The organism is Sphingopyxis sp. (genome assembly GCF_035565275.1).
Lineage (GTDB): Bacteria > Pseudomonadota > Alphaproteobacteria > Sphingomonadales > Sphingomonadaceae > Sphingopyxis.
The window spans coordinates 1-20425 of record NZ_DATMST010000321.1; the positions used below are offsets into that span (position 1 = coordinate 1).

At 64.0% G+C, this 20425-nt stretch carries 20 protein-coding genes and 2 pseudogenes; 10 read left to right on the forward strand and 12 right to left on the reverse strand.

Annotated elements, in window-relative coordinates; all coding sequences use genetic code 11:
* A partial coding sequence (locus VN047_RS21200) for a hypothetical protein (RefSeq protein ID WP_325546223.1) occupies window positions 1-262 on the reverse strand: 262 nt, incomplete at its 3' end.
* A gap of 63 nt (window positions 263-325) precedes the next feature.
* Between VN047_RS21200 and VN047_RS21205 the strand changes: the two are divergent.
* Window positions 326-397: pseudogene (locus VN047_RS21205) on the forward strand (DUF1993 family protein); the annotation flags it as partial.
* A gap of 81 nt (window positions 398-478) precedes the next feature.
* Here the strand turns inward: VN047_RS21205 and VN047_RS21210 are convergent.
* The 4 genes and pseudogenes from VN047_RS21210 to groEL all read right to left on the reverse strand — a co-directional run.
* Window positions 479-826 carry a response regulator gene (locus VN047_RS21210; RefSeq protein ID WP_325546225.1) on the reverse strand — a complete coding sequence of 116 codons (348 nt, stop codon included), beginning with the start codon at window positions 824-826 and terminating at the stop codon, window positions 479-481.
* Window positions 827-902: 76 nt separating this feature from the next.
* Window positions 903-2144 carry a tryptophan synthase subunit beta gene (trpB, locus tag VN047_RS21215; protein ID WP_062183733.1) on the reverse strand — a complete coding sequence of 414 codons (1242 nt, stop codon included), beginning with the start codon at window positions 2142-2144 and terminating at the stop codon, window positions 903-905.
* Between the two features lie 115 nt (window positions 2145-2259).
* On the reverse strand, window positions 2260-2859 hold the full coding sequence (folE, locus tag VN047_RS21220; RefSeq protein WP_056350172.1) for a GTP cyclohydrolase I FolE: 600 nt from the start codon (window positions 2857-2859) through the stop codon (window positions 2260-2262).
* 283 nt (window positions 2860-3142) lie between these two features.
* Window positions 3143-3307: pseudogene (gene groEL, locus VN047_RS21225) on the reverse strand (chaperonin GroEL); the annotation flags it as partial.
* A 113-nt stretch (window positions 3308-3420) separates the two neighbouring features.
* Here groEL and hemH point away from each other — a divergent pair.
* Window positions 3421-4479 carry a ferrochelatase gene (gene hemH, locus VN047_RS21230; protein WP_325546228.1) on the forward strand — a complete coding sequence of 353 codons (1059 nt, stop codon included), beginning with the start codon at window positions 3421-3423 and terminating at the stop codon, window positions 4477-4479.
* 60 nt (window positions 4480-4539) lie between these two features.
* Here hemH and VN047_RS21235 read toward each other — a convergent pair whose 3' ends face one another.
* Window positions 4540-5094, reverse strand: coding sequence for a fasciclin domain-containing protein (locus VN047_RS21235; protein ID WP_325546230.1), 555 nt, complete (start codon window positions 5092-5094; stop codon window positions 4540-4542).
* 218 nt (window positions 5095-5312) lie between these two features.
* Between VN047_RS21235 and VN047_RS21240 the strand changes: the two genes are divergently transcribed.
* Together VN047_RS21240 and VN047_RS21245 are read left to right on the forward strand one after the other, a co-directional pair.
* Window positions 5313-5735, forward strand: a complete 423-nt coding sequence (locus VN047_RS21240; protein ID WP_325546232.1) for a nuclear transport factor 2 family protein — start codon at window positions 5313-5315, stop codon at window positions 5733-5735.
* Window positions 5732-6070 (forward strand): putative quinol monooxygenase, encoded by a 339-nt coding sequence (locus tag VN047_RS21245; protein WP_325546234.1) that lies wholly within the window; start codon window positions 5732-5734, stop codon window positions 6068-6070. The genes VN047_RS21240 and VN047_RS21245 overlap by 4 nt, the downstream gene beginning before the upstream one ends.
* A 17-nt stretch (window positions 6071-6087) precedes the next feature.
* Here the strand turns inward: VN047_RS21245 and VN047_RS21250 are convergent, their stop codons facing one another.
* From VN047_RS21250 to VN047_RS21260, 3 genes are all read right to left on the reverse strand, one after another.
* Complete coding sequence (locus VN047_RS21250) at window positions 6088-7461, reverse strand: deoxyribodipyrimidine photo-lyase (RefSeq protein WP_325546236.1); 1374 nt, start codon at window positions 7459-7461, stop codon at window positions 6088-6090.
* Between the two features lie 258 nt (window positions 7462-7719).
* Complete coding sequence (locus VN047_RS21255; RefSeq protein ID WP_082545158.1) at window positions 7720-9282, reverse strand: phytoene desaturase; 1563 nt, start codon at window positions 9280-9282, stop codon at window positions 7720-7722.
* A complete protein-coding gene (locus VN047_RS21260; RefSeq protein ID WP_056350182.1) occupies window positions 9279-10223 on the reverse strand; it encodes an NAD(P)/FAD-dependent oxidoreductase in 945 nt (314 codons plus the stop codon). The genes VN047_RS21255 and VN047_RS21260 overlap by 4 nt, the downstream gene beginning before the upstream one ends.
* Window positions 10224-10424: 201 nt before the next feature.
* Between VN047_RS21260 and VN047_RS21265 the strand changes: the two genes are divergently transcribed.
* Together VN047_RS21265 and VN047_RS21270 are read left to right on the forward strand one after the other, a co-directional pair.
* Window positions 10425-11012, forward strand: a complete 588-nt coding sequence (locus VN047_RS21265) for a PAS domain-containing protein (RefSeq protein WP_062179426.1) — start codon at window positions 10425-10427, stop codon at window positions 11010-11012.
* 100 nt (window positions 11013-11112) lie between these two features.
* A complete protein-coding gene (locus VN047_RS21270; protein WP_062179430.1) occupies window positions 11113-11838 on the forward strand; it encodes an SDR family NAD(P)-dependent oxidoreductase in 726 nt (241 codons plus the stop codon).
* A gap of 253 nt (window positions 11839-12091) precedes the next feature.
* Here the strand turns inward: VN047_RS21270 and VN047_RS21275 are convergent, their stop codons facing one another.
* The gene (locus tag VN047_RS21275) at window positions 12092-14599 is read right to left on the reverse strand and encodes a PAS domain-containing protein (RefSeq protein ID WP_325546241.1); all 2508 of its coding nucleotides are present in this window, start codon (window positions 14597-14599) and stop codon (window positions 12092-12094) included.
* 190 nt (window positions 14600-14789) lie between these two features.
* Here VN047_RS21275 and VN047_RS21280 point away from each other — a divergent pair, with 190 nt between their 5' ends.
* A complete protein-coding gene (locus VN047_RS21280; RefSeq protein WP_325546243.1) occupies window positions 14790-16469 on the forward strand; it encodes a histidine kinase famiy protein in 1680 nt (559 codons plus the stop codon).
* A gap of 429 nt (window positions 16470-16898) precedes the next feature.
* Here VN047_RS21280 and VN047_RS21285 read toward each other — a convergent pair whose 3' ends face one another.
* On the reverse strand, window positions 16899-17345 hold the full coding sequence (locus tag VN047_RS21285) for a carboxymuconolactone decarboxylase family protein (RefSeq protein ID WP_325546245.1): 447 nt from the start codon (window positions 17343-17345) through the stop codon (window positions 16899-16901).
* 567 nt (window positions 17346-17912) lie between these two features.
* On the opposite strand from VN047_RS21285, the gene VN047_RS21290 reads away from it, so the two are divergent.
* Window positions 17913-18287, forward strand: coding sequence for a glycine zipper 2TM domain-containing protein (locus tag VN047_RS21290; protein WP_056350194.1), 375 nt, complete (start codon window positions 17913-17915; stop codon window positions 18285-18287).
* 89 nt (window positions 18288-18376) lie between these two features.
* On the opposite strand, the gene VN047_RS21295 is transcribed toward VN047_RS21290, so the two are convergent.
* Window positions 18377-18658, reverse strand: coding sequence for a DUF1153 domain-containing protein (locus VN047_RS21295; protein WP_325546247.1), 282 nt, complete (start codon window positions 18656-18658; stop codon window positions 18377-18379).
* Between the two features lie 266 nt (window positions 18659-18924).
* On the opposite strand from VN047_RS21295, the gene VN047_RS21300 reads away from it, so the two are divergent.
* Together VN047_RS21300 and VN047_RS21305 are read left to right on the forward strand one after the other, a co-directional pair.
* Entirely contained in the window at window positions 18925-19353 is a 429-nt protein-coding gene (locus tag VN047_RS21300) for a hypothetical protein (RefSeq protein ID WP_325546249.1), read from the forward strand.
* A 259-nt stretch (window positions 19354-19612) separates the two neighbouring features.
* Window positions 19613-20425 (forward strand): hypothetical protein (locus VN047_RS21305; RefSeq protein ID WP_325546251.1); only part of this gene is annotated, 813 nt, incomplete at its 3' end.

Below are 20425 nucleotides of genomic sequence, written 5' to 3' on the forward strand. Positions count from 1 at the left end.
GCAGGAAACCCGCGCCTCCGAAAAAGGCGATGAGCGCGAGGAGCAGGGCGATCGCACTGAATCCATTCCGCCAAGCCGTCCAAAGCGCAGAGAGGACGAGAAAGCAGAGAAAATCGAGGTTGAACTGCCCGGGCCATCCCAGCTTCGCCACGTCTCCGAAAAAGATCGGTAACAATCCAAGGCCGTGGCGAGAAATGACTACTGCGGTGTAGGCGGCCAGCGCCAGCCAAAGGATGATCAAAAAACTACGAAACGACCCCATCGACGACAATCTGCCACGAGAATGTTAAGGCTGCAATCGCGGCTTTGAGTCCGCGACTGGATCATGCCAAATTTCTACTTTCATGCGACGATGGCTTACGCGCCGCTGCGCAACGCAGGTCTTGCCATAGGCAAGATGGATTTCATGCCGCACAGGCCCGTCACCAAGTCGCGCCCGAATACGACCGTCGAGAAGGCTCCGGCCTGTGACCGCGGGCTACCCCATTATAGCGGCGATTGCCCGTTCGAGCTCGGCAATCCTGAAAGGTTTGCGAAGAACTGGCCGGCCATCAAATTCAGCCGCCATGATCGTCGCATCTCCGCTCGTCGCTATGAAAGCCTTCCCGGCATCGCTCAACGCGGCAGCGACCGCCTCGCTCGTTTTGCCATCGGCAAGGTGAACATCCAATATTGCGAGGTCGAAATCTCGCTTCGCGACGAGATCCAGCGCCTCCGCGACGGTCGCTGCGGCCGCCACGATCTCGTGTTCAAGCACGTCGAGATACCCCTCGAGCATCATCGCCACCAGCGGATCGTCTTCAACAAGAAGCACCCTTATCATCATCCGTCCCTCATAGATCCGAAATCTGTAGCGCCAGTGTCTTCGATCACACGTCCCGTGCCCCTACCTTTCGTCGCGCTCAAAGTTCCACGCCAAGATGCTGGGCCACGGAGAATATGTCCTTGTCCCCGCGTCCGCACATGTTGACGATGATGATACTATCTTTCGGCATCGCCGGCGCGATCCTGACAACCGCGGCGACGGCGTGACTGGGCTCAAGCGCCGGGATGATACCCTCTGTGCTGCAAAGTAGCTGAAAGGCGTCCAGCGCTTCGGCGTCGGTCGCGGAGGTATAGTCCACCCGTCCGATGTCCTTGAGCCATGCATGCTCGGGGCCGATGCCGGGATAATCGAGGCCAGCGCTGATCGAATGGCCTTCGACGATCTGCCCGTCGTCATCCTGCAGCAGATAGGTCTTGTTGCCGTGAAGAATGCCGGGACGCCCGCCGGCCAGTGACGCGGCGTGCGCCTCGTCGAGGCCATGCCCGGCCGCCTCGACGCCGAGCATCTTCACCATCGGGTCGTCGAGGAACGGGTGAAAGAGACCGATCGCATTCGATCCGCCGCCGATCGCGGCGACCAGGAGATCGGGCAGGCGGCCGGTACGGGCCAGCATCTGCGCCCGCGCTTCCCTGCCGATCACGCTCTGGAAATCGCGCACAAGCTCCGGATAGGGGTGGGGACCGGCTGCGGTGCCGATGATGTAGAAGGTGTCCTCGACATGGGCGACCCAGTCGCGCAGCGCCTCGTTCATCGCGTCCTTGAGGGTCGCGGCGCCGGCCGTGACGGGCACGACTTCGGCGCCCAGCAGCTTCATGCGGAAGACATTGGGCGCCTGGCGCGCGATATCGGCGGCGCCCATATAGACGACGCAGGGCAGGCCAAAGCGCGCGCAGACGGTTGCAGTAGCCACCCCGTGCTGGCCCGCGCCCGTTTCCGCGATGATGCGCCTTTTGCCCATTCGGATCGCGAGCAGGATCTGCCCGACGCAGTTGTTGATCTTGTGGGCGCCGGTGTGGTTGAGTTCGTCGCGCTTGAACCAGATTTGCGCGCCGCCGAGCGCGGACGTCAAGCGCGGCGCGAAGTATAGCGGGCTGGGACGGCCGACATAATGTTCGAGCAGATCGTCGAACTCGGCCTGGAAGGCCGGGTCCCGTTTTGCGGCTCGATATTCGCGCTCCAGATCGAGGATGAGGGGCATGAGCGTTTCGGGGACGAAGCGGCCCCCGAATTTCCCGAAATGCCCCCCGTCGTCCGGCTGCCTGCGCAAGCTGTTCGGAAGATGGCCAGGATCGTCGGAGGGTTGCGACCCCTGAGTCATGTCGGCGCAACCCCGGCAGGAAACCGGCGTGAGGCGGCGGCGCACAGGATTTCGGCGCGCGCCTCACGCAGGCAGGTAAAGCCCGCAAGACCGGTCCGGATCATCGACCGGCGCATCAATGGCCCATCAGCGCGAGCACTTCCTTGCGGCTCCGCTGGTCGTCGAGGAAGCAGCCGAGGAGCCGGCTCGTGACCATGCCGACGCCCGGCGTGCGCACGCCGCGCCCGGTCATGCAGCCATGCTGGGCGTCGATCACCACGGCGACGCCGTGCGGACGGAGATTGTCCCAGATGCATCGGGCGACCTCGGCGGTCAGCCGCTCCTGCACCTGCAGCCGGCGCGCATAGCCGTTCAGCACGCGCGCGAGCTTGGAGATGCCGACGACGCGGTCGCGGGGTAGGTAGGCGATCGACGCCTTTCCGGTGATCGGCGCCATATGATGCTCGCAATGCGACTGGAACGGGATGTCGCGCAGCAAGACGATCTCGTCATAGCCGCCGACCTCTTCGAAGGTGCGCGAGAGATGCACCGCCGGATCCTCGTCATACCCCTGGCAGTAATCCTTCCAGGCACGCGCGATGCGCTTCGGTGTGTCGAGCAGGCCTTCGCGATGAGGATCCTCGCCGACCCAGCGCAGCAGCGTCTCCACCGACGCGAGAACCTCGGGGGGTATCGCGCCGTCAACGGTGGGACTGGAAGGGGGCACGTGAAGCATGGTCCTGGCCTCCTGACGGCGAAGGGTTAGCGGTCCGGGAGGGGAGGAGAGGGAGGTGGACCGCCGGATCGGCGCATGCCCGAGCGCAGCATGGCGTCGCAACATGTCCCTTGGGGCAGATCGTCGGTTGGAAGCGCGTTGGGTGCACGGACCTCGGGTGAGCCCCGGAATGCAGAAATGCCCTTCGCTCGCTTGACGAGGCTTGGCGCGGTGCGCGGTGGTTGGGTGAATAGGGCGGGTACGGAAATGCGGGGGCGGCGGTGGCCCCGCCGCCCCCGGCCTGTCAGAAGGCCATCGCCGGCATCGGCGCGGCCTTCTCCTCCTTCGGCAGTTCGGCGACGAGCGCCTCGGTGGTTATCGGCAGCGACGCGACCGACGCGGCATCCTGCAGCGCGGTGCGAACGACCTTGGCGGGATCGATCACGCCGGCCTTGACGAGGTCCTGATACTCGCATCCAGTCTGCCCCTTGGTGCAGCTTGGCGGCGCGGGAAAAGTCGGAGACATGCGGTCAACATCGCGCGGCACGGTCGCCGCAAGGCGTCCTGTCCGCGGAGATTGCAATGAATGACGAAGGGCCTCTGCTAACGGTCAGAATCGGCGACCGTTACGAAGAAGCGGATCCCGCCCGATTGCCAACGGGTCACCCCGCCGTGCCGGTCGACCGCATCGGCGTGCTTCTCGTAAACCTCGGCACGCCCGACGCGCCGACGAGCGGTGCGGTGCGGCGCTATCTCGCGGAATTTCTCTCCGACCGGCGCGTGGTCGAACTGCCCTCGCTGATCTGGCAGCCGATCCTCCGCGGGATCGTCCTTGCCGTTCGGCCGCGGAAATCCGCGCGTGTCTACTGCGAAATCTGGACGTCAGAGGGCTCGCCGCTCGCGGCGATCACCCGCCGCCAGGCAAGGGCGCTTCAGGCTTCGCTGGGAGGTGATGCGGTGGTCGCGCATGCGATGCGCTATGGCAGCGGCTCGATCTCGGACGGCATCGACGCGCTTCTTGCGGCAGGATGTCGCCGCATTCTCGTTGCGCCTCTTTATCCTCAATATTGCGCCGCGACGACCGCGAGCGTTGGTGATGCGGTCCAGGCGCATATGGCGCGCCTGCGCTGGCAGCCGGCGCTGCGCATCCTTCCTCCTTATTATGATGACGATCGCCATGTCCAGGCGCTGGCGTCGTCGCTCGGACGTGCGATCGGCGGCCTCGCCTTTGTACCCGACACGATCGTCGCGAGCTTCCACGGCATGCCCGAGCGCACTCTGCATCTTGGCGATCCCTATCACTGCATGTGCCTCAAGACCGCGCGTCGGTTGGGCGAGGTCTTGGGGAAGAGTGTCGTTCCGAGCTTTCAGTCGCGCTTCGGCAAGGCCAAGTGGCTGACACCGGCAACCGACATGACGCTCGAAACGCTCGGGCGAGAAGGCCGGTCGGTGGTCGTGATCGCGCCGGGGTTCGCTGCGGATTGCCTCGAGACCCTCGAGGAAATCGCCATCCGCGGCCGCGAGCAGTTCCTTGCCGCCGGCGGACGCCATTTCGCTTATGTGCCCTGTCTGAATGACAGCGATGTCGGGATGGATATGCTCGCCGCGCTGATAAGGAGCGAACTTTCCGGTTGGCTTTGAGGGCTTTTGATTATCGGGGCCGCGCTGCGCCAACAAGCGTCGCGCGGCCCCGATAATGTATCAGGCGGGAAGCAGCACGGTGTCGATGACGTGGATCACGCCGTTCGACTGAAGAACGTCGGCGGGGCCGATCTTCGCCGTGCCGCCCTTGGCGTCGCTCACATACCAGCTGCCGTCCTTCTCCCAGACGGTGAGCTTGGCGCCCTGCACCGTGGTGAGCACGGCCTTGCCGCCATTGGCTTTGGCCTGCGCGGCAATATCGGTCGCGGTCAGGCGGCCCGGCACGACATGGTACGTCAGGATGCCCGTCATCATCGCCTTGTTCTCCGGCTTGAGCAGCGTGTCGACGGTGCCGGCGGGGAGCTTGGCAAAGGCAGCGTTGGTGGGCGCAAAGACCGTGAAGGGGCCCGCTCCCGAAAGGGTCTCGGCGAGGCCAGCGGCTTTGACCGCCGCGACGAGTGTCGTGTGATCCTTCGAATTGGCGGCATTTTCGACGATGGTCTTGGTCTCATACATCGCGGCGCCGCCGACCATCGGGTTCTTGGCGGCCGCGATGCCGCCGGCGAGCGCAAGCGCTGCTGCGGCGAGCGAAAGAGAGATACGGGAAATAGCCATTGGTCATTCCTTTTCGAATGTTCGTCCCGGGGGGATAGGACAGGTACGGAATTAGGCGCGCCGCTCCGCCTCGGCGACCTGTCCTTTGGGGCGGGTTATCCGGCCCGCACTCGGTGGCCCATCGCCGCTAGCGATAACGGCAGTTCTCCCTCCGATCGGCTGCAGGCAAATAGGCGGCAGGCTGGCGATCGACGCAGCCGGGCAAGAAGGGGGCATCCATGCCGTTTGAGGGATCGTTCGAAGACCGGCTGGCGCTTCGCGACCTGCTCGATGCCTACGCCGACGCGGTCAACCGTGCCGACAGCGAAGCCTGGGCGGCGACCTGGGACGAAGGCGGCCGATGGTCGCTTCCCGGGTTCGGGATCTTCGAGGGCAAGGCGAAGATCGTCGACACCTGGCTCGCGGCGATGCGCGCCTTTCCCGACATCGTCTTTCGCGCTTGGCCGGGTTCGATCGAGGTCCATGGCGAGACCGCAGCCATGCGGTCCTACACCGAGGAAATCTTCCTGCGCGACGGCGCCCTTCACCGGACCCTTGGCATCTATGACGACGTCTGCCGCCAAATTGATGGTCGGTGGCTGTTTACAGAGCGGCGGTTTCGACCGTTGCCTCAGCTTTCAGCAAGCGAGGTGCAGGCATGAAAATCCTGATCCAGGCGGTCATCGATATCGATCCCGAGACGCGCGGAGAGGCGCTGGCGGGTGCGCGCGGCTGGATCGAAGGCGCGCTCGCCCAGCCGGGCTGTCTCGCTTACGCCTGGACCCTCGATCCGCATGTGGCGACGCGCATCCACGTGTTCGAGGAATGGGACGGCGAAGCTGCGCTCGCAGCGCATCTCGCCGGGCCGCAATACAGGGGAATGCTGGGGCATATAGGCGAATTTGGCGTGCGCGCGTCGTCGAGCCGCAAATTCGCGGTGTCGCGCGAAGGCCCTGTTTACAACAGCCACGGCGTGGCAAGCGCCGCCTTCGACTAGCTTGGTGGGCCTGCTCGCTAGCTGCGCAGGGCTTCCCAAGCAGCGAGGGCCCGCGCCCTCGCCGCCTCATGACCGATCAGCGGCGCGGGATAGGCGGGCACCCGCGCATCCTGACCATGGGCGGCGGTGATCTCGGCGTCCGACAGATGCGAAAGCTCCGGAACATAAGTGCGGACATAATCGCCCATCGCGAACCGCTCGCTCTGGAGCAGCGGCGACATGATGCGCGAGAAGACCGGCGCGTCGACGCCGGTGCCCGCGACATATTGCCAGTTCATTGCATTCGACCCGAGATCGGCGTCGAGCAGCGTATCCCAGAACCAGCGCTCACCGCGGCGCCAGTCGATCAGCAGATGTTTGACGAGGAAGGAGGCGGCGACCATCCGAACGCGGTTGTGCATCCAGCCCGTGTGCCAGAGCTCGCGCATGCCCGCGTCGACCACCGGGTAGCCGGTCCTTCCCCGGGTCCAGGCGGTGAAGTCCCGGTCGGCTTCGGGGCCGCTCCGCCAGCCGAAATCATCGAAGGTGGGGCGCCCGTTCCGATCGCCATAATCGGGCATCTGGTCGACGAGATTGATGCCATGTTCGCGCCAGCCAAGCTCCGACCGAAAGGTCTCGGCGCCCGCATCGTCGCGCTCGCCGAGCGCATGCCAGATCGACCGGGGGCTGATCTCGCCGAAATGAAGATGCGGCGACAGCCGCGATGTCGCGGGGAGCGAAGGAAAGTCGCGGCGGGCCTTGTAGTCGCCGGCAAGCGGCAGCCAGTCGCGCAGCGCGCGCCAGGCACCTTTCTCGCCCGGGTGCCAGTCGTCAAATCCCGAGGCCCAGTCGGGGCTGGTCGGGGTCAGACCCCAATCGGCGAGATTGTCCGACGTCGGCCAGACGTCGGGAGCCGGAATATGGTTGGGCGCGGCATAGGGAAGGGCGGGCGGCATGCGTCCCAGGAGCGCGCGATACCATGGCGTGAAGACGCGGTAGCGCGCGCCTTGCGCATTGATGATACTCTCGGGCGGCGCAAGATAATTGCCGTCATGGAGCCGCAGCGCAAGCCTGGCGTCCAGCGCGTTTTCGTAGCGCCGCCACCAGGGCTCGTAGCAGCGGGTCGCGTGAACCCTTGTGCTCCCGGCATCCGCCGCGACGCGTTCGACTATTTCGGCGGCAGGGCCGCGGCGCAGGACGAGCCGGCTGCCGCGTTTGCGAAGGCTCGCATCGAGCGCGGCGAGGCTGTGATGGAGCCACCAGCGCTGCGCGCCGCCGATCGCGCGCGTTTCGGGGCTCTCGTCGTCCAATATGTAGAGCGGAATGACCGGACCTTCGGCGATCGCCGCGAGAAGCGCCGGATGGTCGGTGGTGCGGAGGTCCTGACGGAGCCACAAGATGGCGGGCGGCATGGCGGCGTTTACCTTTTTGGTGGGCTATGGTGCGGGCGAGCGCGGGGTTCCTCATCTGGCAGGCTCCGACCTCCGCAAAAGATGACCTTTCGGGAAGTTCAAGCCATGCAGAACCGCATTGGCGGGCGTGTATATGCGGGGATTGGGCGGTGCGACGTGGCGTCGCACCGCCCGGCGTTGAGCAATCACCGCCCCCCGCCGCGGCCAGGCGTGGGTCGCAAGGCGCTGGCCGCCGGCAGAATCGGAACGTCCGTGCGATCAGCTGGACGAGGCATCTCCTGCCGCTTCATTGGGCCCGGAGACTATCCGGTCGCGAGCGCACGGATCGCGGGCTGCCGCAGTTCTGATGCCGAAGTCGCCGAGAATGAGGCTCGCCGTCGCCTTCGCGCTTGCGACGACCCCCGGAATACCAGCGCCGGGATGCGTGCCCGCGCCGGTAAAATAGAGGTTCTCGATGCGCGCGTCGCGGTTGTGCCCACGAAAATAGGCGCTCTGCAGCAGTGTTGGCGTCAGGCTGAAGGCGCTCCCGAGATGCGCGGCGAGATCCCGCTCGAAGTTCGGCGGCGCATATTGGATTTGCGTGACGATCCGCTCGCCAAGGTCAGGAATCAAGCGCCGTTCGATCTCGGCGATGATGCGCTTCGCCAATTTCGGCCCTTCGACCTCCCAGTCGAGCGGGGCGTGGCCGCGATGGGGAACCGGAGCGAGCGCGTAGAAGCTGCTGTGACCCGCGGGGGCAACGCCCGGATCGCTTGCGCTCGGGTGATGAAGGTAAAGCGAGAAATCCTCGGCGAGCGTCCCGTTCCGGTAGATGTCGTCGAGAAGCCCGCGGTAGCGTGGACCGAACAATATCATATGGTGGGGTATCTCGGGAAAGGCGCCGCGAACCCCCAGATGGAGGACGAAGAGGCTCGGCGACCAGCTCTTGCGCGCAAGGCGCTTCGCCTCGCGCTTGCCGCGCGGATGCGCGAGCAGGTCGCGGTAGCTGTGCATGAGATCGGCGTTCGAGGCGACAAGATCGGCGCGTGCGGTAAACCCGCTCCGCGTTACGATGCCCGTCACCCGGTCGCCCTCGGTTTCGATGCGGGCAACCGGATCGCCGAGCCTCAGCGTACCGCCGAGACGCGCGAACAGCGCGGCCATGCCGGCGACTAGCCGGTTGGTGCCGCCGCGCGCATACCAGATGCCGCCATCCTGCTCGAGCTTGTGGATGAGCGCATAGATGCTGCTCGTCGCCATCGGGTTGCCTCCGACGAGCAGGGTATGGAAGGAGAGCGCCTCGCGCAGCTTCTCGCTCCGAACATAGCTCGCGACGGTTTTATAGACCGAGCGCCAGGCACGGTGCCGCAAAAGAGCGGGCGCCGCCTTCAGCATCGAGCGGAAATCGAGGAAGGGCACGGCGCCGAGCTTCACATAGCCTTCCTCGTAAACCGACGCGGAATAGCTGAGAAAGCGCTCATATCCCGCCACGTCGGCGGGATCGAGCGCGGCGATCTGACGGGCGAGCGCCTCCTTGTCATTGCCATAATCGAAGGTCGATCCGTCGGGCCAGCTCAGCCGGTAAAAGGGCGACACCGGGACGAGGTCGACATCGCGCTCGAGCCGCTGGCCGCTGAGCTCCCAGAGCTCGGCGAGGCAGGCCGGGTCGGTGATCACCGTCGGCCCGGCATCGAAGGTGAAACCATCCTTCTCAAAGACATAGGCGCGGCCGCCCGGCCGGTCGCGCGCTTCGACGAGCAGCGTATCGAGGCCCGCCGACTGGAGACGGATGGCCAGCGCAAGGCCGCCGATGCCGGCTCCGATCACGATCGCGCGCGTCATCGCGGCGCCTCTGCCGCAATCGCCGCGCCGAGTACATGGCCCGACAGCCACGCATATTCGGCAAAGCCGTGATAGAGCCAGTCTCCGCAAGCGCCGAGGCCTATGGCAGGGTTCCAGAGCAGCTTCAGATCCTGTCCCGAGGGCTGCGAGAATAGCCAGCGATGGGCGGCGATATGGCTCGGGGCGGGCAGGTCGCGGCCCGCGACCTTTCCCAGCTCGGCGAGAAGCGCTGGCGCCACGCTCGCGCTGTCGGAGGCGAGGTGCGTCTGCGACCAGGTCCAGTCGGCTTGCACGACCCACCGCTCGCCCGGCGCGCGGCCGGGCTTCGCGCTGTCGCGCGCGGCGGTCACGATGGCACCCGAGCCGCGGAGGAAATCGGGGAGCTCCTCGATCCGCTCCTCAAAGGCGAACATCGCGGTCCAGCATGGGTTATAGCGCGCCGCCATTGCGGCGCGCGCCATCTCGAAATCATGCAGCGACAAAAGCGGAGCCGCCTGTTCGGCCGGAATGGCGATTACTGCCGCATCATATTTGCCGAGCCGTTTTGCCTCGCTGTGTAGCGTCCAGCCGGCACGCGATTTGGTCAGGGCCGTGACCGGTCGCGACAGGCGGACATCGAGATCGCTCGCGAGCGATTTCAGCGGCGCGGTCATTGTCGGCGTGCCGACCCAGCTGTCCGCGCCCGCGGCCGGCCAACGCGCCGCGAGGCCTGCCTTCTCCCAAGCAGCGAGCAGCCTGGTAAAGCCTTCCGAGCGCGCCGTGAAATGCGTGGCGCCATGATCGAATGCGACCCCCGGAGTGCCCGTATCCGCGCGGCGGGTCGCGAGGCGGCCGCCGAGGCCGCGGGATTTGTCAAAGAGTGTCGCCTCAATCCCGGCGTCGTGCAGCCGCCGTGCACAGGCGAGCCCCGCAATGCCGGCTCCGATGATCGCGACCCGCATCAGACCATGGCCTCGCGGTCACCAAGGGGGCTCGCACAATGTCCTACGCCCGCCCGTAGGCATGACTGTGCCGTCAATCTGCTGGGCGTCATACGTAATTTTTCCGGTTCGTCGCAATTGTCATCGACGCAGGCTTGCATGAGCGAGGGGAAGTGTCGCAACATGTCCCTTGGGGCACCCAAGGGAGAGCAGGCAGATACTATGTCATTGAAGACAATGATCGCGGCCAGCCCGATCGCCGCGGTGATCAGCGACCCGCGTCTGCCTGACAATCCGATCGTCGAGTGCAACGCTGCCTTCTCGGCGCTCACCGGCTATGGGTCGGACGAAATTCTTGGACGCAATTGCCGCTTTCTCGCCGGGCAGGGCACCGAGCCCGAACTGACCGAGACCTTGCGCGCCGCCATCCGGGAGCAGAGGCCGGCGCTCGTCGAGATCCTCAACTACCGGAAAGACGGAACGCCCTTCCGCAATGCCGTGCTGGTCGCGCCAATCTTTGGCCCCGGCGGCACTCTCGAATATTTTCTCGGCTCGCAAATCGAGGTCGACGAGACCGGCGAGGCGGTTGGAGGACGGAGCACGCGAGCGCGCGCCCATATTGAGGCGCTCTCGCCGAGGCAGCGCGAGGTGTTGAAGCTGATGGCGAGCGGACAGCTCAACAAGCAGATTGCCTTCACGCTGTCGCTGTCGGAGCGGACGATCAAGATGCACCGCGCTGCGCTGCTGCGCGCGCTCGGCGTCGAGACCACGGCCGATGCGATCCGGCTCGCGGTCGAGGCCGGCTTCTAGGCACCGCTCCAGCTTCCCTTTGAGGCATATGGGATATCGCGCCGCCGCCGTTTAAGCTTCAGGCAGCCGGACCGGCTTTGTGGCCGTGAGGAGCAGGCATTTGAACGGCAAGCGCGCCTTGGTGATCGGAAGTGGCGGCGGTATCGGCGCCGCGCTTGTCGAGCAACTTGTCGCATCGGGCCGATTTGACCGCATCTATGCCGGGACCAGGCGGCCCGATGCTTCGCGTCATCCCGATGTGACAACGCTGACGATCGACATATTGGACGACGGCACGCTTGCCGAGGCAGGTCGCCAAATTGCCCAGGATGGCGCGCTCGACTTGTTGATCGTGGCAACGGGGCTGCTGCATCGCGGGGCTGAGATCCGTCCTGAAAAGAGCCTTCGGCAGCTCGATGCATCGGTTATGGCCGAAGTATTCGCGGTCAACAGCATCGGGCCCGCGCTCGCCGCAAAGCATTTTCTTCCACTGCTCGGCCGAAGACACCGGGCCGTCGCCATATTTCTTTCTGCTCGCGTTGGTTCGATTGCGGATAACAGACTTGGCGGATGGCACAGCTACCGCGCTTCCAAGGCGGCGCTCAATGCTCTGGTGCGATGCTTCGCGATAGAGCTCGGCCGCAGCAATCCGGAAGCGATAGTCGCGGCACTGCACCCCGGAACAGTCGACACGCCGCTCTCGGAGCCGTTTCAGGCGCGAGTAGCTGAATCATCGCTCTTTAGTGCGAATAATAGCGCGATGCACATTCTAGGCGTCATCGATCAGCTATCGTCAACGGATAGCGGCGGGTTCTACGGCTGGGATAGAAGGCCTATCCCGTATTGACGAGCCAGCAGGCGCTTCAAGAGGCTCCGCCTCTTTGCCTGTCCGCTTTAGCGAATATTGTGCCAGAAGCAGACCGACGGCAAGCGGCCAAGCGGCGCCGCAAGAAACGCAGTTCGTTCGATGACAGCGAAATGCCGTCGCGCTATATCTGGAAAATCGGAGGCGGCGAGCAGCGCAGTTTATAGCGCACCCTTACACAGCGGCATCGAAGCAGCGTTGCGGCTGGGCGAGCAACACGTATGTATGAGCGCATTCAAGCCATGATTTCGCGAATCCGGTGCGCGAGCGCGTCCATCGCAAAAGGCTTGGTAATGAGCGCCATGTTAGGCGCGAGCCTCCCGCTTCCGATGACAGCATTCTCCGCATAGCCCGTGATGAAAAGAATTTTCAGGCTAGGGCAAAGGCTGAGAGCGGCATCGGCTATCTGCCGTCCGTTCATGCCGCCAGGTAGACCGACGTCGGTGATCAGAAGATCGATGGCCTCCTTTGCCTGCAGGACCCGCATCGCGCTCGGCCCGTCGAACGCCTCGAGAACCTGATAGCCCAATTCCTCGGCCACTTCGGCGACGAGCATGCGGATCGTCGGCTCGTCGTCGACGACCAGCACATTGCCGCGTGCCGGCCCGGCGCCATCGATCGACGTTGGCGCGGGCGGATCGGGATCGACCGTGTCGGGCTCCTCAGCGCTCATGTAGCGCGGAAGATAGATGCACATGGTCGTTCCCATCCCGACCTCGCTGTAGATACGAACCTGTCCCCCCGATTGACGCGCAAATCCGTAAATCATCGACAGGCCGAGGCCTGTTCCTTCGCCAAGCGGCTTGGTCGTAAAGAAGGGATCGAAAGCGCGCGCGGCGACCTCGTCGGTCATGCCCGTCCCGGTGTCGGTCACGCAGAGGGACACATATTGGCCGGGTTCGAGATCGCGCTCCCTTGCGCCGCGTCCGTCGAGCCATTTGTTGGCCGTCTCGATCGTGATCCGTCCGCCCTCGGGCATCGCGTCGCGCGCGTTGATGCACAGGTTGAGAATGGCGTTCTCGAGCTGATTGGTGTCCACCAGCGTCGTCCACAATCCCGCCTTTCCTACCGTCTCCACCGTGATCGAGGGGCCCACCGTTCGGCGCACCAATTCCTCGATGTCGAAGATCAGCCGGTTCACGTCGCACGGCTTGGGATCGAGCGTCTGACGGCGCGAGAAGGCGAGTAGGCGGTGCGTGAGCGCAGCGGCGCGCCGGACCGCGCCCTGCGCGGCGACCGAATATTTGTCGATCTCTGCGACGCGACCCTGAGCGATGCGGATCTGCATCATTTCGAGCGACCCCGAAATGCCGGTCAGCAGATTATTGAAGTCATGCGCGATGCCGCCTGTGAGCTGGCCGACAGCTTCCATTTTCTGAGACTGCCGGAGCGCCTCTTCGGCACGGTCACGCTCTGCTGCGGTCTCTTTGACCTCTTCGACCAGCCGCATGCGCTCCTGTTGAAGCTGGCGCTCTACCGCTTTGCGCGCCGATACATCGAGCATTGCGCCCACCATCCGGATCGGCGCGCCATCCTCACCGCGAATGACATAGCCCCTGTCGAGAATGTCGGCGTAGCTGCCGTCCGCACGGCGAAAGCGATACTCGTCAGTCCAATCGCTCGCGCCTCCGTCGATCACATGATGGATACTCGCATCGATCCGCGCGCGGTCTTCAGCGTGGATCTGCGCAAGCCACCATTCGCCGGTCGGCACAACGTCGTCGGGCCTGTGACCGTAAGCGCTTTCGAGAGCGGCATTCCACGTCACATGATTGGTGCGAAAATCCCAGTCCCAGATCGCATCGTTCGTGGCGCGTCCCGCGAGACGAAGGCGCTCCTCGACCTCGCGCAGCTTGGCGCTGGCCTCGCGGTCGCGCGTAACATCTTGCACGGTGCCGATGAGCCGAACAGGCTCTCGGCCGTCGAAAAATGCGAGGCCTTGCGCACGAATGTGACGAAGAACCCCGTCTTCGATGCCGACCGTGCGATACTCGACATCGAACCGGTGACTTCCATCGGGATCGAGAGCCGCAGCGACGGCGCGGTTTGCGCGCTCGCGATCATCAGGGTGAAGGCCGGCGAGAAATGCGCTTTCGTAGCTGACCGGAACTCCCGATGACATCCCGAAGAGTGCACGGCACCGGTCATCCCAGGATAGACTCATCTCGCGCGGGCGATAATCATAACGACCAAGCTCGGCGGCGCGTGTCGCGAGCTCGAGTTCTTCGCGACTGGCCTTGAGCGCCGCGTCGCTGCGCGCACGATCGACCGCCTCGCGAATGCGAAGCGCGACATCCTCGACGAGCGCGATTTCGCCCGTCGTCCATGCGTGCGGCGCGTCCTTTTCGACGTAAAGCACCGATTCCAGCACGCCTTCGCGTGTCATGGGACAGAGAATCTGTGCCGCAATGTCGTGCCGCGAATGGTCATCGGATTTGTGTCCTGTCGTGACTACGGTGTCACCTTGGGCGAGCTCGCCGTTCGTCGCCCCCTGCAATCGTGAAACCTCGCCGCTGCGCGACGCGCCGTCTTTCGTCCATTCAGACGCGATTCTCATGCCGGCCTCGCCGGCGTTCGAAGCGAATCCGCACCGTGCCGCGCCGAGATGGGTGCCGAGCCGCGTGGCGGCTGCCGCGAGGATCGCCACGGGGTCCGCGAGATCGCGCAGTTCCGTAAGCAGGGCGAGTTGAAATGCCTGACGCTCGAGCAATTCCTCGCGGCTTAGCTGATCGGATCGTGGCATGCGTCTCCCGTTCGCATGGGACGATCCGCCACCTTGGCCGACCCTTGACAATTTCCCCGCGGATGAACGTTATAGGGACGAGTTCGTTCCGGTAAGAGCCACGCCACTTTGCAACAAAATCCGCACGGGGGCGTATGGGGTATCACGATGAGCCGCCCGCTAAGCGGGCGAAATGGAGGCTGTTGACCGCGTGACAGATCATGAGGAGCTCGACGCCGGAGCGAGCGGGACCGAACCTTCGGCTGGGGCCACTCTTGGCGATCATCGACGCGAAACCACGCTGACCCATTCTGGCCTCGACGAGCGAAGCAATATCTTCTTCGCCGCAATCGAGATGACCAGGATGCCAATGATCCTGACCGATCCGAACATTGCCGATAATCCGATCGTCTTCGCGAACAAGGCCTTCCTCGATCTGACCGGCTATGAAGAGACCGAGGTTCTCGGGCGGAACTGCCGTTTCCTGCAAGGGCCGCAAACCGATCGCGAGCGTGTCGCGGACCTCCGGTCTGCAGTCGCGAACCGCCAGTCGATCGCCCTCGAGATATTGAACTACAAGCGCGATGGGACGCCGTTCTGGAATGCGGTCTTTATCGGACCGGTTTATGACACTGGCGGCAAGCTTCTGCATTTCTTCGCGAGCCAGCTCGACGTGACGCGCCGGCGAGAGAGCGAACAGGCGTCTCAGCAGGCTCAGAAAATGGAGGCAATCGGCCAGCTCACCGCGGGGCTCGCGCATGATTTCAACAATCTGCTTCAGGTCGTGAACGGCAACCTCGAATTGCTCGGGACCCGGATCGAGGATGAGAAACAACGAAGCTATCTAGCGCGTGCGCGCGGCGCTGCGGAGCGCGGCGCCAAACTCACGGGCCAGCTCCTCGCGTTTGCGCGCAAGACGAGGCTGACGCCCAGGGCTGTCGATGTGAACGATTGCATCAACGGCTTCGCCGACATGCTTGAGGCTTCGCTCGGCGGCCGCATCGAACTGCACCTGTCGCTCCGGCGCGGCCTTCCAAAGGCGGTCGTCGATCCCGAGCAGCTCGAAATGGCGATCCTCAATATTGCGCTAAACGCGCGCGACGCCATGCCGGGAGGCGGCGTCCTGACGATTGCAACGGCGAAGGTCCATCTGAACGGCGATGCACCGGCCCGGGGACTCTCTCCGGGTGACTATATCTCGGTCGAGCTCGTCGACGAGGGCGAAGGCATGGCGCAGCATGTGATCGCGCGGGCGGTGGAGCCGTTTTTCACGACCAAGGCTACCGGGAAGGGGACAGGGCTGGGCCTTGCGATGGCGAGCGGCTTCGTTCTGCAATCGCGGGGGCGGCTCGAAATCGAGAGCGAGGTCGGCAAGGGCACCACCGTTCGCATTCTTTTCCCCGTCTCGACATCTGACGAACCCGAATTGTCGGTTGCGGGTCCGAAAAAGTCTTTCGAACGCGGCGAGGCCCATATTCTCCTGGTCGAAGACGATGCCGAAGTCCGTGCGCTGGCGCGCGAAAATCTCGAAGATGCAGGATATCGGGTGACGGTCGCCGAAAATGGCGACGCAGGGCTCAAGGCATTTGAGCACCTGCTTGCCACAGACATGGTGGATCTTGTCTTCACCGACTTGGTGATGCCCGGAAACCTGGATGGCATTGCGCTCGCGGAAGCAGTCCGGCGGCTCGCGCCTCAAGTGCCCGTGTTGATGACCACGGGCTATAACGAGGACTTAGTCGTAGAAGGACCACTTCGCAGCGAGCGTGACGTGCTTGGCAAACCCTATCGCCGGGCCGACCTGCTCGATCGCATCGCACAGGCGCTGGCGCACAGGGATGAAAATTCTGCTCGGCGACGCCCGTCTGACTTCGGTGCTGCCGAGGAATGATCGTTTCAATCGCCCGATGGGTAAACGGCCTGTTGCACTTCAGAAACCAAGCCCCCGGTCTCGGTCAATGCCTCAACGGCTGACGTTGCGACCTCGCACCCAAGCGCACTTGCAGTGCCGCACCTGTAAATTGTCCAGACCGCGGGACCGTCGCTGACCATTCTCGCCAACGAAGCCGGAGCTGCAATCTGCCGCAACGGACCTAATGGCAGCTCCTTGCATTCTGATGCCATCAGCAGACTGTCTCCTGTCGGCCACAACGAACGATTTGCCGAAAAAGAACACCCGCCCGATCGAAATCGGACGGGCGTAAGATGAAGAGCTGAGTTTCCTGAAAGGAAGAGCTCTCTTGGGTCGCATGGCGCGCCTAGCTTCGCTGGTAGACCTGATATTGTACCGCGACGCCAAAAAGGGAGCAGCTCTCGCGCCTCAGGGCTTGACCGCAACCGGAAGACGGAATGGTGCGCCAAGCCTGTTGAAGGCGTTCATCGCCGCGATCGCGATCGTCAGGTCCACGAGGTCTTTCGGCTCGAATGCCTCGGCGGCTGCTGAATAGGCCTCGTCGGAAGCGTGGGTCTCGCTGACACGCGTGACTTCCTCCGCCCAGGCCAAAGCCGCGCGATATTGGTCTGGGAACAGATGCGGGACTTCATGCCACACCGGAAGCAGCGCGATCTTGTCGATCGGCATGGTCTTGAGAAGGTCCCGGGTATGCAGATCGATGCAGTGAGCGCATCCGTTGATCTGCGAGACGCGGAGGAAGACGAGGTGAATCAGTTCTTTAGGCAGGGCCGTGCTGGTGGTGACATAATGGTGCACACCGTAGAGCGCCTTCGCTCCAGCGGGAGCCACTTCGGACCAATTCAACCGGTTCATCTGATCTTCCTTTCATCCTGAGCCAAAATCGGCGTCACCATGCCTGACGAGCGGGATTCTTCCGCTGTGACATCCCGCGCAAAAAAATGCCGGTGGACCGAATGCTGTCGAATGGGATCGGAAGAAAGGTCCGAGATTGATCTAGCGCAGTGTACCGATCAGGCCGCGCCAAGAAACGAGGGGCCACGGCATTGTCGTACCGCTACAGAAAGTCCCCTTATCTGGAATTGGAGTTGAAAGCCGCCCGACCCAATCGGCCATTCCAATCGCCAACCGGCAAGCGCCAAAAAAGACGCCCGCGCGGCCGAAACCGTGCGGGCGTCAGATGAAGATCTCGGTTTCCTGAAAGGACGAGGTCTCCTGGGTCGCACGGCGCAGATAATGTCGAGGGCCGGGTAGTTATTGTACCGCTGCGCCAAAAGAGCTGCCTTGGCGCGCATTGGACGTCGACCACCGGTTGCTTCAGATAGGAACCGTTCGGTAGGCAATCGGCCGCTCATGCGGTTTGTTCAGCCGGTGTTCGGCTGCGCGCCGCTACGTCCGGTGCCTGATTGAAGGAGACGGGTCATGAAAGAATATATCGCCGCTGCGGTCCTCGCTGCGCTCGCCGTTCCCGCCGGCCCGGCGCTGGCGGATCCGCCGCCCTGGGCGCCGGCGCACGGCAAGCGCGCCAAGGATCGTGGCCTCTATGACGGATATGGGCGCTATTACGAGCCTCGCCGCATTTCGCACAATGATCGCATTTGGCGGAGCAAGGATGGCCGCTACCACTGCCGCCGCGAGAATGGCACGACCGGATTGATCATTGGCGCCGCCGTCGGTGCGCTCGTCGGGCGCGAACTCGATGGCGGGCGTGATCGCACGGTCGGCACGATCATCGGCGCGGCCGGCGGCGGGCTGCTCGGGCGGGCTATCGATCGCGGCGAACTGAAATGCCGCTGATGTGAAAGGACGGCGCGAGAGGGACCAGTCTGCTCGCGCCGTCCCCTTTGACACCGCACGCAGTGGGGGTGCGGGCGGTGGCGAAGAATCTATCCGACAGTCTGATGCCGCGGGCGAGGTGCCTTCGTCATGCGCAGACCGGCTATGCCCGCGCGGTCGATAGTGCGGCGCCACGATTCCAGCTCTTCGCCGCTGAGACGGTATCTTGCGCAGTCGTCGGCCAGCCCGATCAATCCGCCATCGATCGCGGCAAGCAACTCCGCCTTGCGGCGCGCGACCCAATAGCCTGCCGTCGATGAGGGCAGATCGTCGATTGTCAGCGGCCCCACCGGCCCGGCGACCGATGTCGGCCTTGTCCTAAATTCGAGCACTGCGAACTCTCCATTCGCTCGGCTGCTGCCGTATGAGTGCCCCCCGCGGCAAAAATGCGGTTTCGAGGTTAACAAAAGGTTGCGGAGGAGCATTGTATGCGGCCAACCGTTCGTCGATCATGGGTGGCGACGGGTCAAACTGCGTGTCGAAGGGAGCGCTGCGACCCTCTCAATGATCGCCGCTATTGCCAGGCTGGGCGGAATGCTGCAGCCTCAATGCTGTAACGGGGGGAAAACAGATGCGAACTGCGAATATGATGGTGGCGTTGGCGCTGATGGCAGTACCGGCGCAGGCTCAGACGGTGCCTGACTTGCCGGCAAATCCGGTCAAGGCGATCGATGGCGAATGGTATGGCGTTGACCACAAGATCAAGCTGTCCGTGGCAAATGGCGTGGTAACGATCGTGGAGAATGACACCGCTGATCCCTACCTCAAGAAGATCGCGGCACCTGCTGGAACCGTCATCGCTCGCATCGCGGGCGTGGAATCGACCGGACCCAAGTCGGCACGGTTCGTCGGCCAATGCCTCGAATTGATCGACACCTCGCGGTCGGACACCATAGCTTGTCCTACGCATGCTTTCGTGCGGTCGGCAGCCTACGGCGGCAAGCCGGGATTGACGATCAATTTCTGGACCGCCGCTTTCCTTCGCAAGGGCAATATTCCCGAGTATCAATGGCAATACCGCAAGTGAGCGATGAAGGAAGCGAAGGCTAGTCGCTGCGCAGCAAAACGATAGCGCTCACGTCAAATCCGGCCTGATTTTTTTGCACGGGAGTTCTCGCCGCAAAACAGGCGAATCAGCTTGCTCCAATGAAAGGTCTCCGATTTTTTTGTTCCGCGGGCCGGGGTGCGAGAAGCGGGCGCGGGTGAGGGAACTAGGGCAGTAAAATGATGGGGGGTCGGTGATGAGAATGGATGCGCCGCGGCCGGGCGGGACAAAGGCTCACCTTGTGAGGCATCAGGCGAAGCGAGGCGCGACCCATTGCCGGCATGTCATCGCCGGGTTCCTCCTCGCGGTCATCGGCCCTTCCGTGGCAGTCGGTGCTTCCGTGCCTCCAGCCGTTGACGGCAGCCAGGCCGACAGGGACGCCGCCGCCGCTCGGATCGCAGCGCAAGCGATCGACGCGGGTCACCCCGCCGAAGCGGCGGGCATCCTCGAAACGCTGGTGGCTCCGCGCCATCATATGCTCGCGATCCTGCCCGAGTGGCATCGTGATCTCGCGCGCGCCTATGTCGCGCTCGGCCTGATCGATGGCGCCGCTGGCCAGTATCGGCTCGCCTTGGCCGTCGCGTCCGACAACGAAGCGGGCGCGCTTGGCGAAGAGCTTGCGGCGATCCTCGCCAAGGAAGGGAGCGCAGACATCGTGCCGGACACGCTGGGGCCGAACGGCGCCAAATATTTCGATCTCCATTGGGTGGACCGCGACAACGGGACGCTCGATTTCGCGGCCGCCTTCATGCTGCCGCAGAACGATGCCGACGGCGCGGCGTTTACAACGGCGACCTATCGCGCGGACTGCCTTACGCTCAAGTCGCAGCTGCTCGGGGGCGCCGCCTTCTTGAGTTCAGGCGCGAAGCTGCGGTCGTTCGGCGAGGGTGAGGCCGCGAAGCCGGCTAACGACCTTGCGGACCATAGTCTGAGAATGATCTGCCGTCGCGATCCGGCCCAGCAGGTGAAGCATGTGCCCGCAATCGACGGCCGCACGCTGCTCGCGCGCTACCGCGCGCAACGCGCGCAGCGGACCGCTTGGGCGCCATCCGGC